Origin of the sequence: Candidatus Nanohalobium constans (assembly GCF_009617975.1) — an archaeon.
Taxonomy (GTDB): domain Archaea; phylum Nanohalarchaeota; class Nanosalinia; order Nanosalinales; family Nanosalinaceae; genus Nanohalobium; species Nanohalobium constans.
The window spans coordinates 798090-812867 of sequence record NZ_CP040089.1; the positions used below are offsets into that span (position 1 = coordinate 798090).

Sequence of the window (14778 nt, forward strand, 5' to 3'; positions counted from 1 at the left end):
ACTCTCTAAAACACAACACCCCCAACATCCGTTTTATAAAATTCTACCCAACCAATTAGAATACACAGCCCAACTAGCTCAGTAGGTAGAGCGCCACGCTGTTAAACTCGTCCTTTCTCACAGAGAAAGGGCATGTAGAAGACGCCTAGTCTTCGAATACAGGCACGTGGTGGTCCCAGGTTCGAATCCTGGGTTGGGCGATTTAGGATATGTGAAGTTGGTTAGGCAATCAGACATTTTGTGCGGACGCCTCCTGTCTCCTCTGGAGAATTGTTTTCTGAAACACCAGGACTCTGACTACAACGGCAGCGATATAGCGACCTTATAGAAATTAAGTATGAGGAACCATATCAAGTGTTTATGCGGAAGGTATTGCTAACTGTTTCTGTCTTGTTGCTTGTATCCGGTGCAGCGTGTTTGATCGCTGCTGAAGGACACAACCCTGAGAATGCAGCAGAAGACTCAGAGGTAGTTGTCCACGGAATAGTTTCCAATATCGCTGGGTCTGGGGAAGTCGCCAAGCATCATCCTGTCAAGATAAATGTAACTGAGGTCTTCAAAGGAAACACCTCAGACACCGTAACTATCCAAATTCAGGGAACAGATAGGATGAGTGTTTCAACCGCAGCACAGTTCACGGAAGGAGAAGAAGTAGTGGTGATGCTGGAGGAACAGGAAGACTGTTACTATATGACGAATGGCTACGCCACCAAATATGAAGTCTCAGAAAATGATACCATACAGCTTGTAGCACCTGAACGCAAGAACATTACTGTGGCTGAAATGGAATCTATTGTAGAGCAAACCTCTAATTCTAATAGTACTTCTCCAGAAGTGCAGCAGAGAGAAGGAACAGAATCAAGTTTTGACATTATTGCAGTCTTAGAAGCAGCACTTAACTGGGTGTTTTAACTCATTTACAGATATATTGATCGTTTTGTTCAACTCATAACACGCAAACTCCGAGTTGCATTCAGTTGAGAGAACGCAAATTTATCCTGCTTTTTCATTCTTGTAGTAGGTATTTAACCCTACTAAATTGACACTGTGGTGTAATTTTTACCCTACTAATTTACCATTAGATGTTTAAGTCTTCTCCACTAAATACCTGTTATGACAGACTATATCAAAAGAAAGATGCTGGAAAAAGTTGAAAACCACCTTGAAAAGGAGGAAATATCGTTGATTGTAGGTGCGAGACAGGTCGGTAAAACAACCTTGATGCAGCAACTCAAGGAAGAACTGGAGGACGACGATGAGAACACACTCTACCTCAGTATGGATATACAGGAAGACCGGACACATTTCGAGTCACAGCAGGACTTAATCGACAGAGTGGAACTGGAGTTTGGAGAGGAGAAAGGGTATGTTTTCCTTGATGAGATTCAGAGGAAGGAGAACGCTGGACTGTTCCTGAAAGGGATTTACGACCGAGAACTACCGTACAAGTTTGTAGTTTCAGGTTCAGGTAGTCTGGAACTGAAGGAGAACATCCACGAATCACTGGCTGGACGGAAAAGAATCTTCGAGCTACCGCCAGTATCCTTCAAAGAGTTTGTTAACTACGAGACCGATTACGAATACGAGGACAGACTGGAGAAATACTTCGAAGTTAAAAAAGATGAGACAGATCGTTTACTGAAGAAATACTTGAACTATGGAGGCTATCCTCGTGTAGTAACTGAATCAAAAGAAGAGGAGAAACGCAGAGTTATCGATGAAATATTCTCCAGTTACTTGGAGAGAGATGTATCAAGCTTCCTGAATGTTCGAAAAGTTGATGCTTACTCCAAGCTCGTATCCGTTCTCGCAGACCAAATGGGCGATCCAGTCAGCAATTCCAAACTGGCAAGGGATGTCGGAGTAAAATCAACCACTGTCAGGAACTACCTGGAATACCTGGACAAGACCTTCATCGTAGAGCAGACGAATCCTTTCTACACCAATAAGAAGAAAGAGATAACTAAGTCGCCTATAGTCTATTTCTCTGATCCAGGATTGAGGAATTATAGTATTCAGAGGTTCGGACACTTGAATACACCTTCCGAATTCGGAGAACTGTTCGAAGGATTCATTCATAACTTCTTGAAGCAGGAGACGCAGTTCACTGGTCTTGATGTAAGGTACTGGAGGACTAAATCTCAGGCGGAGGTAGATTTCGTCCTTTCGGCAGGAAACAAGGTAGAACTACCTGTAGAAGTAAAGTACAAAGAACTGGACGAACCAAAGGTTACAAAGTCGCTGCGAAGCTTCATGAAAAAATACAGCCCCGAAAAAGCAGTAGTAGTCAACCTTTCACTCGAAGAAACAGTGGAAATAGAAGAAACCCGGGTAGAGTTTATACCCTACACTAAGTTCCTATACAAATTGGAAGAAATGATATAGGGAAACTAAATCGATAGAGAAGTTCTAAGTTGTTTAAATGCTTCCTTCAGCCGAACTGTAAAATCTCGATCAGGAGCTTCTCTATTGTTCTCAGCTATACTTTCTACAGTTTCTTTTTCTTCATTTGAAAGCTCCATTTTTTGGGTTCACCTGAAAATAGAATAAAGAAAGGGGGAGAATATGGTTGAGATTTTTTTACTCTCTGAGGTCTTCAACCTTGTCTTGAATGGTTTCTCTCTGAGTGTAGCCGACCACGCCTAAGATTGCTACAATCAGTAGTGCGACTGCTACAGGAAGCATCGGTGTTCCTTTCTGAGAGGCTTCGACTGTTGTTGACTGGTTGCCTGCCGAGAAGGATAGGCTTCCAGACTGTTCTACTGTGTAGTTGTAGCTGAGGGTTCTTTCCTCTCCAGCTTCAAGGCTGACGGTCTCGGATTTGATGACTTCGTCTCCGAGTGTTACTTCGACTTCCTGTGTTCCTTCAGCGTCTCCGGTGTTCTCAACTGTAACATCGATTGTTACATCAAACGGAGGAGTTCCCTCTAAAGGCTGAACATTCAGCGAGGAGGTCTGGATGTTTGGTTCTCCCTGTGTCTCGTTCTCCTGTTCTTGGAGTGCGATTGCGTAGTAGGAGAAACCTGTCGAACTTGCCTCAAACCTATAACTGTTGTCAAGTTCTTCACCGATTCTCGTGTCCAGTTCCTGCCAGTTCTGGTCGTTGTAGCGTTTCATCACTACATCTTCAGGACTTCTACCTCTATCGTCAAGGTAGCTTTTCTGGACTTTGAACTTGACATTTGACTCTGTAATGTCCTCGTCTTCAACTCCCTCGACATCGATCTGCTGGTAGCTGTAGACATCTGAACCAGCATCTTCCGAAACTGTTTCAGGTCTGTCTGTTCCGAGATCGCTTACCGAAACTGAGACGCTGTCGGATGAACTGCTTGAAGTGAAGCTGACCTGCTCAACTGTGGACTCAGCTTCTTCGGTGTCAGGGATGTTGACCTGAACCTGCTGGTTCTCCTCAACCTGGTCAACCTGTGCAGAGGCTTGACCAGTCTCAGGATCTACCTCAGCGTCAACCTGTTTTGGCTCAGGCTTGTCATCCGAAGGCGGTAAAGTTCCACCTGGATCTGTGTCATCTGAACCATCGGAACTATCACTGGAATCATCATCGCTTCCAGAACCATCTTCTGATTCTTGAGGGGCAAAAGTATCATCAGGGAATACCAAATCTATATTCTGAGTTCCCGATTCCAAACTGTAAGGACTATCTACCGATTCGACTCCATCTGATGAGTTCACTCTGAAACTTACTTCGTCCCCTGCTCCACTATTCACAGATAGCTTTTCCGCCATAGGAGCTTCAGACCCATAAACTCCGGTATCAGCTATTTCGATAGATCCTATAACCTCGCCATCTGTGACTGCCACTATACTACTTGAAACAGGAATTCCATTACCGTTTTCATCCACTGCATCACCGTAGAAGCTAGCGGGTTTTCCCGGAGCACCAGTTTGAGCAGCTGAGAATCCAAAACTAATCATTAACAGAGTTAAAACTAATCCAAACTTCGCAAATCCGCTTTTATTCATCTTCATTTTTTAGATCACCTATCAAGATAAGAAAAAAGGTTAAATGGAGAGGAGATTTACTCCTCTACGAGAGTCCTCTAAAAGAGGTTCTGTCTCCTGGGATGTAGTTAGGAGTCAGAATTGCTCTGTTTCTGTATTCAGGGTTTTCAACATTTACCCAGTAGGCAGCAAATCCTGAAACTGCCTTACTTCCAGAGATTGAAGCTGAAAGATCTTCTGGGTAAGCTGTAAGTCCATCATCCAAACCTATGTTCTGAAGACCCTGAAGGTCTGTGTCAAGAGATCTCTCTCCACCTGTACTTACATCAGAGTTATCTGAAGTCTCTGAGATGTCAAAGTTGCTTCCTACAAGATGCCATCCGTTCACCATCTCAACTTCTCCTGGTGAAAGTTTTTCTGCATCTGTCTCGAAGGTGTAACCGACTCTTGCATAGCTGTTGGCTGCCTCGAAGTACATTCCTCTGTGAAGGTCACTTACATTCTCAAGCATCTCTCCTTCACCTACTGAAGGTTCTTCGTAGCTTCCTTCGCTTGGGTTCCAAGCAGTTACAGAGTCAACGCCTTCAAGATCAAGACTTGCAGGCTGAGGAACTGATCTCAGGTTGAAACCTTCCTCCAAATAGAAGGCTTCATGAACCAAGTTTACCTCGCCAGATGCAAGAACATCTGATTGTCCATCGAGCGTGACATTCACATCCGCACTACCTGTCTCTGTAGCTCCAATGTTGGATGGTACGATAAAAGCTGTGAAATCTCCATTTCCAGTTTTATTGAATGTAGTCCCTCTGATATGTACATCGAGACCCTGAGAAGTCTGGAGTGTGTTGCCAAATTCGTCGACAACTGTTCCTGAAATCTCCATGAGTCCTTGGTTAGTTACAACCCCAACAAAATCCTGATTTATACTCAGGTTCACTACATCACTTGCTGAAGCAGGGCTGACTTCGAACTCGCTCGACTGAACAAGCTGAGTTGACGGACTATCAATCACATTGTCAGCCGAACTATCAATACTGAAGTTCAACTGGTAACCTGTGTCCGCCGTGTTAATCTGTAGATTGCTGAATTCAGCGAGTCCACTGCCATCAGTTGATACTGTAGTTGTTCCTGCATCGAACTCATATCCGCTTGCCTCAGCAACACTTACATTAACACCTTCAACAGCGTTTCCAAACTCATCCGTTACCTTAGCTGTTGGTGTTCCTGAGATACTTGATCCGGCTTCTGAATCTGAAGGCTCAGAGTTGACTGAAACTGAGTCAGCTGCAGCAGATTCAACTGTTATTGTACTGCTTGTGCCTGAGACTGGTGTATTCTGACCGTCTTCTACTTTCAGAGTTGTGTCTTTAGCTGCGACCAGAGTCACACTTCCTGTTGCAGCTCCATCTGTGAAACTTAGGTCAGATGGGTAAGTTGGACTTGTTCCATTTGGCGCATTACTTGGATTGCTATATGTGAAGGTGTAGCCATTCAGGGTTTCGTCGATACTTTTGACGGTGTTACTGTAATCGTCAATGGCTTTGACCTCTACTTCGAATGGTGTTCCTGCTTCCTGCGTTAGGGCTGCAGGTTCTACAGAGTAACCTGTGTGTGCTGCAGGTTCAACTGTATGAGTTACTGAATCTGCTGTGATGTCTGATGCGTTGACGGTAAGTGAATGATCTCCAGCATTCTCATCATAATAGAAGAAGTTCTCTGTGCTGGGACCACCAGTAATGGTTACTGTGGTGGTTGAGCTTCCTGATGAAGAATCTCTAAACTCTGCGTTCTCTCCTGTGGAGTTTGTTGATAGATCCACGTTTAAACTTCCGCTGGTAACTGCGTTGTCGTTTGCATCGTACCGAGTCACTACAAATTCCGTTGACTCTGAGCCGGCTTCACTTGCACTTGGAGTTGTTGTAATCTCCAAGTAATCTGTTACGCCTGGCTTGAAGTGAGCTGTTGCTGTGTCTGAAGTTACATCTCCAGCTATTGTGGAGAACTGAACTGTGTAATCTCCGCTGTTGGTCGAAGTTGCTGTAAATGTGGCTTCTCCGTTCGAATTGGTCTCTGCTGTGTCTCCTGAACTAATGTCGCTTAGACTTCCTTCGTCCTGACCACTATCTACTGAGACCGTTGCTCCTTCAATACCATCACCGCTGTAATCAGTTACTGTAGTTGTGAACTTAACTTCCTCATCTCCATCTGCAACTGCTTCATCGCTTGATGTGGTATTCGACTCAGCAGTGATGGTTTTTGCTACCTGCGTGATATTAGCCGTGAAGCTATCTCCGCTTCCTGGAAGCTGAGTTCCTGCATTAACGGTGACTTCTGATTCAGCCTGAATCTGGGTTCCTGAACTATCAAGAACTGTTACTCCCCCAACATCTCCATTTGCATCAAATGTTGGTGAAGTAGAAGTCGAGGCAGAATCACCAGTACCTGCGAAGTTACTGGTATCAAAGTTCACTGTAGCTGATTTTGTGAAGTTATCTCCTGCCAGATCTTTCGCTCCTGTCAAATCAACTGTCAAAGCACTATTCTGTCCTACTTCGACTGAATCCTGATTAACCTGAACTTTGTCGAGAACAGGATTGACTTTCACTGAAGTTGTGGCTGTATCGTCCTCAGTAACCACTTTAGCAGTCTGGCTTCCTGAAGATACTTCTGTTTCTGATCCACTTGCAGTTAGTGTCTCAGTGCTGGACGAACCTGCTGAAATTGTAACGTCGCTATTTGTGTCAACTGTATTTCCATCTGGGAACTCCAAACTTACATCTTTAGTTCCTGAGACATCTCCTACGTTGCTTATCTTTGCTTCGACTGTCAAAGTGCCCTCCTGATCAACGGAATCATCCGTATTTCCACTATTAATAACTGCTTCAAATGTTGCCGATTGATCAAGACTGAAGTCTTCAGTACGATCTTCACCAGCACTCAAAGTAAACGTGGTCGATTTATCTTCATGGTTATCGACTCCAGTGACATCAATAGTCACGTCGCCTTCAGCGACATCATTGAAAGTGTAAGTGCCACTGTTTGAACTTAGGTCTACTGTTGAATCAGCTGTTCCATCTGTGTTTTGTTGTCCTTCGTAAAGTTCAACTGTTCCTGAACTGACTGGTGTGGAGCCATCGCTTTCGAAGACTGTTCCACTAACCGACTGCGTCTGAGATGCACTCGCAGTAGCAGTATCAAGTTGAGTTCCTCCGCTAGAGTCGTACATTGTTGCTGTTAATGTCTCTCCATCACTGACTTCTCCTGGAGAATCAAGTGTAATTGATTGCTGGCTTCCACCGTTGTTCAAAGTTGCAGAGCCAACGACAGTACTGCTATCTGCTTCAGTGATTTCAACATATACATCGCCTCCGGTGTTTGAGGCCGTTGGGCTAACCTTTACATCATCGTTACTTGTCAAATCGGCTGAATTAAACGTGATTGATGCATCGGTGATGGTGAAGGAAGCTGACTCAGTTTCTCCACTTACTGATCCTCCACCGTCGCCATTTGAGACTACATCATAACTCGTATCTCCAGTATTTGCACTACTTGCGTCAACATCATCAAGAGTTAGAGTGACGTCAACTGTAGAATCCGAGCTTGACAAAGTTGACTCATCGAGTGTTAGCGTAACTGTATTACTGGTTACCGCTACACCGTTGTTTCCGCTTGAAGAAACATCTCCCGCAGATGACCCAGATAATGTGTCTAAAGTCGCACTACTAACTGTTAAACCACTATCTGCAGTAGTGACATCAATATCAACAGTAGCTTCACCACCTGAACTGCCATCGTAGTCGGTGCCGTCCTCTAATGTAAATGTGATGTCCTGAGTTTGGGCTCCCAGAGCCTTATCAAGATCGCCGACATTACCGTCTGCAATAGATTGAGTTGCTGCCGAGAATCCTGTTAGGAAAAGTAGTGTTAGAGTTGTTAAAAGTATTTTTTGTGTGTGTGAGGTGTTAGAGTTTGTCATCGTGGTGTATCGACCTCCGTTGAGAGATAGTTGTGGTTAGACATAGATATTGAATTATGAGTTTTGTTACTATTTTTAATGTTGTGGTGTTTGTTTTTCGGTTTCTTTCGGGCGAAAACACTTGAGAATGCTTTTTCCGTGTTCTATAGTTCGTTTCCAGTGTTTTGAGTGTAGATTTTGACCTGTTTCAGAAGTTTTCAGCCGTGATTTTTCCGTTGTCAAGTGTTTCTGACCTGTTAATCCAGGATTTTCGACAGATATAGAGGTTCTCCACGGCAAAATTTATCTTCTCGAGTTGTAGAATGGTTAGGATTTGTTTGTGTTTCAAACAGTTCGGAGCCGACAGGGAGATGAACCCTCCCGCAGAGTGGTTTGTCCCGATGCCTGTGGATATTCGGGGAGGCAGTTCTTGGCTGGTTTTAACAGCGAGTCAATGCTTGAAACTTTGATAGTTAGTTTGTTTTTAGGCAGTATTGGAGGATGCGGCGGGAAAAGAATGAGTTCTTGAAACGCGGATGTGTAACATCATTTATTCTCTGGGTCCTGTGAATATGAAAACAGATTCTTTGAAATTGGTGCACCCAAAGGATTTGGGTAGTCGGATCACTTACCGATTTTAGTCCGGTCCCGGGGTTGGGCGCAAAACCGGTTTTCTATTTTGCAACTGCTGGAATATTAAACGCTTGAAAATTAATGGAGGGTTATGAGGGGTTTGGTTGGCAGGCTTGTGGTGATTTTCTGTATAATTATAAGTGCTTCAGGCTTGTTCCTGCTTATGAATCGTCCTACAGGTGTTGATGTTAGCTGTGATGGCGAGATTAATGGTTTTGGCGCTCCAAGTTTTCCCTTGAAAAGTTTTGACAGCGAATGCAGGGCTCAGGTAGAGGTAAGCCTTGAAGATGAAAGGATATGTACTGGTGAGGGCAGTGTGAGAGGTAGTAGAAGTATTGTAAGTTGTGAAGGTCTTGGAGAGTATAGTGGCGAGCAGCTGAGTGTTTCAGCCAGGTTTTACAACGGTAGTGAGAACTATGCTAACGCGAGCAGCATATTCTATAACAGGAATTAAGATAGGGATTTTTTAGATCTCTGTCAGGCTCTCAAGTATCCTGGCAGCATCGTTATTTTCTACCGTGTTTTGTTGTCTTAGCAAATAGATGTTTTCTCTGCTGAAAGGTCCTGAAAAAGGTAGAATTTTGAGTCCTGTTTCCTGCAGGAATCTAGGTGCTGGTAGGAGCAGGCATTTGAATCCTTCTTCCGCGTATATTTTTCTTGCCATTTCTGCTACATTCATTTTTTCTGGTCCTGCAGCTTCCAGGGTTTCCCCATCAAATTCTTCTGTTGATTTGGCTAGTATTTCTGTTAGGTCGTCTATATGTATTGGCTGTGTCTCTGTCTTGATGTTTGGGAAGACTCTAAGCGGTGCTGCAGTTCTTATCATTTCCATCAGCTTGTTTCCCTCTCCGTATACTGTAGAAGGTCTTAGGATTGTATAGTCTCTTCCATCGTTTTTGACAAGTTTTTCTGCCTGTTTTTTGGTCTGGAAGAAGCTGTGCGGTATTTCACCTGCTTTTAGGGCAGATATGTAGATTATTTTGTCGGATTTGACAGCGTTCAACAGGTTTTCCGTGCCTTTGACATGTACCTGTCTGTATGCTTCTTCGGAATTCATGCCAGGAGCTAAGCCGATTGTATGGAATACTACATCAAATTCTTCCTCTATTTTGAAGTCTTTGGTGATATCCTGCTGGTAGTCACCAGTATTTCTGTCCAGCGTCTTGACCCGGTGTTCCTGTTCAAGCCTTTCTACGAGTTTGGAACCTATGAAGCCTGTACCTGCTACGAGTATTTTCACATTAGGGATTTTGTCGTCGGTGGCTTATCTGGTTTTTTGATTTGGATGAAATGTACTGTTGTGTTTGTTTGAAGTTCTGTTTTTAGTAGGTGAGCCGTGTTTGGTGTTTGGTGAGAACTCAGATGGATGATAAGATTGATAGTTCGTACGACCTGTTTGTACATGATTTGAAATCTATGCTTTACCTGGAGAGAAGGTTGATGGATGAATTAGAGTCTATGTCAGGTGAAGTTACGAGTGATAAGTTGAGGGATGCTTTGCTGGAGCATCAGGAGGAAACTTCGGATCAGGTCGATCGTTTGGAGAGAATTTTCAATATTATGGGCGTGGATGCCGAATCACATGTGACAGCTGATTTCAGAGGGATTTTTGAAGAAGCTGAGCAGCTTAACGAAAGGATTGATGAAGTGGAATTGATTAACATCGCTTTTCTGAACTCAGCGAAGAAAGTGGAGCACATCGAAGTCAGCAGCTACAAAAGTATGATCGATATGGCAGAAAGATTTGATATGGACGATGATGTAATAGATCTCTTGGAAGACAGCCTTGAAGAGGAAAAAGATGCAAGAGATAAGCTGGAAAGGATGTCCAAAAGCTCTTGGTGGGAAAAGATGGTTGAAAACCTGATGCCTTAACCTCTCTAAATCTATTGAGAATGATTTTCATATCGCATTTTTATCCTGACCGGTAAAATCAGGAATATCCAGATAGAGTTCAGTTTCATGAGTCATGAAGCTGTAGGCTCTAAGCGTTTCATAACAGTCGTTTAAGGCTTAGATGGCTGCTGCCTCGGCAGGATCAGAAATTCCTATATCTTCATTAGGGAAGTAACCAAGTCCGTTATTCGAGGCATAGGTCTGGTCTAGGACTTCTGAAACATTTTCAGCATCAAATGGCAGATTCTCTAAGAACTCATCTATCGTCTTTTTGGCATCCCAGAGCTTGGCCATATCGGAAAATGCTTTCAACATTGCTTCATCAGAATAAACCTCATGATCAGCACCTACTTCTTCGGCGTGAGCCAGAAAATCTAAAGAGGCGAAATAAGCATCATTAATGCCATTAACAAAGTTCTCATAGGCTTCCTCATCTAGGGACAGCTAAAAACACCTATGGATTATACTTCTTAAAAGCCTCAGCCACCAGCAATGGGAACACCAGTGTTGCCTCAGCCTCAACTTGAGTATAGTTTTTCGTGTTCTCTTTGATTTTTCCCCAGGAAACAGCTTCTTTCGGAGGAGCGCCGGACAGACTTCCGTCTCCTTCCATGCCTGTGGAGATGTATACAGCGTAATCAGTGCCGCCTCTGAACAGGTTCGACATGATCGCCTGATGCTTAGGCACGCCGTCACCCACCGAGATAATCGCAGTCTTCTCAGCGCCGATTGCTTCGTTGATTAGACTGTCCCAGTCATCCAGTATCTCTATCCCTATATCCTCATCCTGTTCCTGTCTGTAGTAGAACATAAAATCTCCGATCTCAGCGTCGATCATAGCTGGGCAGTAAACAGGAATATCATTGTTCGCTGCATGATAGATGAAGGAATCCGATTCATCTAAGTCTTCGTCTTCTCCTACTGCTTCTCCAAGTTCGTAAGCCAAATCTGAAGGAGTCCTGATTTTTTCATCAGAGAAGAAATCTTCGAAGAAGTCATCGTTCAACCAGGATTCGAGCCATACATAGTGGTCAGACTCAACATAGATGTTGCCTAACCGATTGATGCCTTCTTCACGGAGCTCTGCTTCGTCGGCTTCCCATTCTCCCATCTTGAAGTCATCATTCGCCTTGATTATATCCTCCGTATGGCTTCCAGCAGAGGTAATCATCACATCGACATAGTCTTTTCGGGCGAGGTAAGCTACTACCTCTCTAAGCCCTGAGCTGATGATATTAGAAGTGAATGTCAGGAAAATCTTGCAGTCTTCGTCACGCATCTCCTTGACAAGTTCTATCGCTTCTTTGAGGTGTGTGGCCTGGAAACCTGTTGTACTGTATTTTTCCAGCATCTCTGTCATGTCGAAGTCGCCGCGGAAATCGTAGCCTTCGACATCTTCTCCAGTAAATTTTTTCTCTGTTCCCGGTATTACATGTTCTTTTGTGTCGGAAGCGTCTTTTTCGCCTGTCATACAGATCTAACCCAGTACGAGTTTTATATTTTTGAGAAAGCGAATCAGGTTACTGGGCTTAAGGACTATAACCTTCCAGACCAGAAATTTTAACATGATGATTGGAGAAGAAAACCTTTTGAGACTAGGTATACTTTTCATATCTCTACTAGCTACAAACTTTCTAACAATACATTTGATGGCTAATTTTATACTCTACAAAGGCAGTTCTCGGGGAAAATCGCTACGACTTTCTGCAGAGTTTGCTTCACTCACAACAACACTTATCCTCAGTGTTTTAGTTTTATACAATCTGTTAAGCTTAAGTTTTGATATTACTCTTGTTTATATTGCTGCGCTTCTCTTAGGAGGAGAAGGATTACTCGTGGGAATTGTGAAATGGTGGTATATCCACAGAGAGTTGGATACAACCTGGCTAGAAGCATTCATTATATCTGAATGGTTTAAGATTGCTGTTTCGATCCTGCTGGCAGTAGTGCTGGCGCTTTTCCCCAACCTATTTTAGATCTGACTTAGATAAGAATTGTTTAAAAAAACTTTACTCGAAGCCTTTGTTATAAGGCCGAATAGCTCAGCCTGGGAGAGCGCTTCACTGAAGATGGAGTTGTCCCCGGTTCAAATCCGGGTTCGGCCAAAAAATTTATCATTTTCTCAAGAACAGGATTTTATGAGCACCATTTTTTCTCAGAATCATACTATCTCACTTGTTGAATATGGAGCACAAGAATCGGATATTGAGAAACTTCTTGAACACGAATTTGACGAAGTAGAAAGCATAGGAGATAACATCTACCAGATAAGAACCTCTGTAGGATCTGCTGTAGTAGATAACCAGGACGATAAACTACATCCTTCAGTTTTAGAAGATGAATACGAAAATCCTGTTGAGATATCAGGCGCTGAAGGCATTGTTGAAAGAGCTAGGAGTTACCTGGACAACAGAACGATTTAATCTACCACGGGTCGTGTTCGTAGCCGTGTTCTTCTGCTCTTTCAATCATGTCTTCTTCGTCAACTTCCTTTACAGGTGCTTTCTGCCAGTCTTCAAAGTCATCGTTTATTTTCTCAGTTGCTTCGGCCTCTTCCTCACTCATTACTGAGACATTAGCGGTTTCGCCATTGTATATTTCGATTATCCAGTAGTTGTTCTCCTCTCCCACAATTATCTATTCCTCATTGAAACTTTACCTCAATTCCTCTTAAATACTCTGTTACATTTCATCAAGAGGTTCGATCCCCAGTAGCTCAAGTCCTTGATCCGTAACCTCTACAAATGTTTCAACCAATTTGACCCTTCGTTTCTCAATCTTTTCTTCTACACCTGTTACCTGACAGCTATGGTAGAAGCTGTTGAACTCTTCTGAGAGATCTGAGAGATAGTTAGCGATTTTTGCTGGTTCTCGCTGATCGGCAGCAGCTTCGACTTTCTCCGGGAACTCTGAAAGCTTTTTCAACAACCTGTATTCTTCATCTTCCAGTGTTCCGACAGTTTCTCCTTCTTTTTCTGTTTCTCTAAGAATGCTTTTGGCTCGTACATTTGTGTACTGTAGGTAAGGACCTGAATCTCCCTCAAAGTCCAGTACATCATCCCAGTCAAAATTTATATCTTTAGACCGTGAGACTGAGAGATTAGCGTACCGGATAGCACCTAGACCTACTTCTTCCGCGTTGTCGACATCTCTTCCTTCAATTTCCGCAGCTTTGTCAACTGCTTTATCCATAAGGTCTGATAGTCGGATTATATTTCCTTTACTCGAGCTTATAGAACCATCCTGAAGATGTACCATGCCATAGGAGATGTGTTCATTCTGGATTCCTTCTACACCAAACATTTCCGCTATCTCGAACAACTGCTGGAAATGGAGGTCCTGCTCGTTAGCTACTATATAAAGGTTGTAATCGAAGCCTTCCTCCTCTCGTTTCTGTATGTTAGCGACATCCCGAGAAAGATACAATGTAGATCCATCGCTTCTCTTAACGACTGTGTTCGGATATTTATCATCTTCAAAGTCTACATAGATGCTGCCATCATAATCTTCCTCAAAAATACCTTTCTCAAGACCATTTTCAATTACTTCTTGGGCTTCGTCAGCTACTACAGATTCTCCCGTGACCCTGTCAAACTCGATGCCCATTCTATCATATTCTTTCTCGTTGTGTTCGATGGTTGCTTCTCTGAACATTTCCCAAAGCCGTACAGCTTCTTCATCACCTTCTTCGATTTTCTTACTCCATTCACGGGCCTTCTCCTTATCTTCCTCATCTGCTTCATCGTGAAGCTTGACGTACAGATCATACATGTGGTCCATAGGATTTTCATCGAATTCTTCCTGACTTCCCCACTTCTTGAACGCATAGATCACCTGACCGTGCTTAGTCCCCCAGTCCCCGATATAGTTCTCTGAGGTAACTTCATAGCCAATGAAACGCATTATTCTCTGAAGCGAATCGCCTATAACATTGTTTCTCATGTGACCGATATGCATAGGCTTAGCTAGGTTAGGTGCGGAAAATTCAACCAACATACTGCCATCTCGGGCTTCAACACCCATTGAATCCGTTTCAAGGACTTCAAGAACCTGGCTAGCGAAACTCTCCCTATCTAAATGAAAGTTCAAGTAGCCAGGACCAGCTACACCAACAGAATCAATGAAACCATGGTTTTCAAAGCTTTCAGCAGTCTCTTCAGCAAGTTGCCGCGGATTCTCTCCTAGTTCTGAGGCTGCCTTCATAACAGGATAGGCAAAATCCCCGTGCTCTGGCTCCGGTCTCTCAATATCTGAAATACTTACTTCTACATCAAGTTTTTCTGAAAGTTTAGAGACCAGCTCTCTTTTAATCTGCTTCATAAGAAATACTTCTT

At 43.4% G+C, this 14778-nt stretch carries 14 protein-coding genes and 2 tRNA genes; 8 read left to right on the forward strand and 8 right to left on the reverse strand.

Features of this window, described 5'->3' with window-relative positions; translation table 11 throughout:
* Nucleotides 1-67 precede the first annotated feature (67 nt).
* The 3 genes from LC1Nh_RS04940 (at nucleotide 68) to LC1Nh_RS04950 (ending at nucleotide 2385) form a co-directional block, all read left to right on the forward strand.
* Nucleotides 68-200: transfer RNA gene (locus LC1Nh_RS04940), tRNA-Asn, on the forward strand.
* A 160-nt stretch (nucleotides 201-360) separates the two neighbouring features.
* Nucleotides 361-912 carry a hypothetical protein gene (locus LC1Nh_RS04945; protein ID WP_153550600.1) on the forward strand — a complete coding sequence of 184 codons (552 nt, stop codon included), beginning with the start codon at nucleotides 361-363 and terminating at the stop codon, nucleotides 910-912.
* 201 nt (nucleotides 913-1113) lie between these two features.
* Nucleotides 1114-2385, forward strand: a complete 1272-nt coding sequence (locus LC1Nh_RS04950) for an ATP-binding protein (RefSeq protein ID WP_153550601.1) — start codon at nucleotides 1114-1116, stop codon at nucleotides 2383-2385.
* A gap of 5 nt (nucleotides 2386-2390) precedes the next feature.
* On the opposite strand, the gene LC1Nh_RS06195 is transcribed toward LC1Nh_RS04950, so the two are convergent.
* The 3 genes from LC1Nh_RS06195 to LC1Nh_RS04960 are packed head-to-tail and all read right to left on the reverse strand — an operon-like array spanning nucleotide 2391 to nucleotide 7936.
* Nucleotides 2391-2522, reverse strand: coding sequence for a hypothetical protein (locus LC1Nh_RS06195; RefSeq protein WP_256727634.1), 132 nt, complete (start codon nucleotides 2520-2522; stop codon nucleotides 2391-2393).
* A 58-nt stretch (nucleotides 2523-2580) separates the two neighbouring features.
* Nucleotides 2581-3987 (reverse strand): PGF-pre-PGF domain-containing protein, encoded by a 1407-nt coding sequence (locus LC1Nh_RS04955; RefSeq protein WP_153550602.1) that lies wholly within the window; start codon nucleotides 3985-3987, stop codon nucleotides 2581-2583.
* Between the two features lie 58 nt (nucleotides 3988-4045).
* A complete protein-coding gene (locus LC1Nh_RS04960; protein ID WP_153550603.1) occupies nucleotides 4046-7936 on the reverse strand; it encodes a beta strand repeat-containing protein in 3891 nt (1296 codons plus the stop codon).
* Nucleotides 7937-8711: 775 nt separating this feature from the next.
* Here LC1Nh_RS04960 and LC1Nh_RS04965 point away from each other — a divergent pair.
* Nucleotides 8712-9002 (forward strand): hypothetical protein, encoded by a 291-nt coding sequence (locus tag LC1Nh_RS04965; RefSeq protein WP_153550604.1) that lies wholly within the window; start codon nucleotides 8712-8714, stop codon nucleotides 9000-9002.
* A 12-nt stretch (nucleotides 9003-9014) separates the two neighbouring features.
* On the opposite strand, the gene LC1Nh_RS04970 is transcribed toward LC1Nh_RS04965, so the two are convergent.
* Nucleotides 9015-9788: an NAD-dependent epimerase/dehydratase family protein gene (locus LC1Nh_RS04970; RefSeq protein ID WP_217907024.1), complete on the reverse strand. Its 774-nt coding sequence runs from the start codon at nucleotides 9786-9788 to the stop codon at nucleotides 9015-9017.
* Between the two features lie 122 nt (nucleotides 9789-9910).
* Between LC1Nh_RS04970 and LC1Nh_RS04975 the strand changes: the two genes are divergently transcribed.
* Nucleotides 9911-10423, forward strand: coding sequence for a YciE/YciF ferroxidase family protein (locus tag LC1Nh_RS04975; RefSeq protein ID WP_153550606.1), 513 nt, complete (start codon nucleotides 9911-9913; stop codon nucleotides 10421-10423).
* Nucleotides 10424-10561: 138 nt separating this feature from the next.
* Here the strand turns inward: LC1Nh_RS04975 and LC1Nh_RS04980 are convergent, their stop codons facing one another.
* On the reverse strand, nucleotides 10562-10738 hold the full coding sequence (locus LC1Nh_RS04980; protein ID WP_153550607.1) for a hypothetical protein: 177 nt from the start codon (nucleotides 10736-10738) through the stop codon (nucleotides 10562-10564).
* Between the two features lie 160 nt (nucleotides 10739-10898).
* Nucleotides 10899-11915 carry a deoxyhypusine synthase gene (locus tag LC1Nh_RS04985; RefSeq protein ID WP_153550608.1) on the reverse strand — a complete coding sequence of 339 codons (1017 nt, stop codon included), beginning with the start codon at nucleotides 11913-11915 and terminating at the stop codon, nucleotides 10899-10901.
* A gap of 94 nt (nucleotides 11916-12009) precedes the next feature.
* Between LC1Nh_RS04985 and LC1Nh_RS04990 the strand changes: the two genes are divergently transcribed.
* The 3 genes from LC1Nh_RS04990 (at nucleotide 12010) to LC1Nh_RS05000 (ending at nucleotide 12867) form a co-directional block, all read left to right on the forward strand.
* A complete protein-coding gene (locus tag LC1Nh_RS04990) occupies nucleotides 12010-12420 on the forward strand; it encodes a hypothetical protein (protein ID WP_153550609.1) in 411 nt (136 codons plus the stop codon).
* Nucleotides 12421-12475: 55 nt separating this feature from the next.
* Nucleotides 12476-12549, forward strand: a tRNA-Phe gene (locus LC1Nh_RS04995).
* Nucleotides 12550-12582: 33 nt separating this feature from the next.
* Nucleotides 12583-12867 carry a hypothetical protein gene (locus LC1Nh_RS05000; protein WP_153550610.1) on the forward strand — a complete coding sequence of 95 codons (285 nt, stop codon included), beginning with the start codon at nucleotides 12583-12585 and terminating at the stop codon, nucleotides 12865-12867.
* Between the two features lies 1 nt (nucleotide 12868).
* Here LC1Nh_RS05000 and LC1Nh_RS05005 read toward each other — a convergent pair whose 3' ends face one another.
* The gene (locus LC1Nh_RS05005; RefSeq protein WP_153550611.1) at nucleotides 12869-13075 is read right to left on the reverse strand and encodes a hypothetical protein; all 207 of its coding nucleotides are present in this window, start codon (nucleotides 13073-13075) and stop codon (nucleotides 12869-12871) included.
* A 51-nt stretch (nucleotides 13076-13126) separates the two neighbouring features.
* Nucleotides 13127-14764 (reverse strand): arginine--tRNA ligase, encoded by a 1638-nt coding sequence (argS, locus tag LC1Nh_RS05010; RefSeq protein ID WP_153550612.1) that lies wholly within the window; start codon nucleotides 14762-14764, stop codon nucleotides 13127-13129.
* Nucleotides 14765-14778: the final 14 nt, after the last annotated feature.

What these genes read in the sequence shown, in the direction of transcription:
- LC1Nh_RS04945 (WP_153550600.1), top strand. Translation starts at nt 361, where the DNA reads ATGCGGAAGGTATTGCTAACTGTTTCTGTCTTGTTGCTTGTATCCGGT.
- LC1Nh_RS04950 (WP_153550601.1), top strand. Translation starts at nt 1,114, where the DNA reads ATGACAGACTATATCAAAAGAAAGATGCTGGAAAAAGTTGAAAACCAC.
- LC1Nh_RS06195 (WP_256727634.1), bottom strand. Translation starts at nt 2,522, where the DNA reads ATGGAGCTTTCAAATGAAGAAAAAGAAACTGTAGAAAGTATAGCTGAG.
- LC1Nh_RS04955 (WP_153550602.1), bottom strand. Translation starts at nt 3,987, where the DNA reads ATGAAGATGAATAAAAGCGGATTTGCGAAGTTTGGATTAGTTTTAACT.
- LC1Nh_RS04960 (WP_153550603.1), bottom strand. Translation starts at nt 7,936, where the DNA reads ATGACAAACTCTAACACCTCACACACACAAAAAATACTTTTAACAACT.
- LC1Nh_RS04965 (WP_153550604.1), top strand. Translation starts at nt 8,712, where the DNA reads ATGAATCGTCCTACAGGTGTTGATGTTAGCTGTGATGGCGAGATTAAT.
- LC1Nh_RS04975 (WP_153550606.1), top strand. Translation starts at nt 9,911, where the DNA reads ATGGATGATAAGATTGATAGTTCGTACGACCTGTTTGTACATGATTTG.
- LC1Nh_RS04980 (WP_153550607.1), bottom strand. Translation starts at nt 10,738, where the DNA reads ATGGCCAAGCTCTGGGATGCCAAAAAGACGATAGATGAGTTCTTAGAG.
- LC1Nh_RS04985 (WP_153550608.1), bottom strand. Translation starts at nt 11,915, where the DNA reads ATGACAGGCGAAAAAGACGCTTCCGACACAAAAGAACATGTAATACCG.
- LC1Nh_RS04990 (WP_153550609.1), top strand. Translation starts at nt 12,010, where the DNA reads ATGATGATTGGAGAAGAAAACCTTTTGAGACTAGGTATACTTTTCATA.
- LC1Nh_RS05000 (WP_153550610.1), top strand. Translation starts at nt 12,583, where the DNA reads ATGAGCACCATTTTTTCTCAGAATCATACTATCTCACTTGTTGAATAT.
- argS (WP_153550612.1), bottom strand. Translation starts at nt 14,764, where the DNA reads ATGAAGCAGATTAAAAGAGAGCTGGTCTCTAAACTTTCAGAAAAACTT.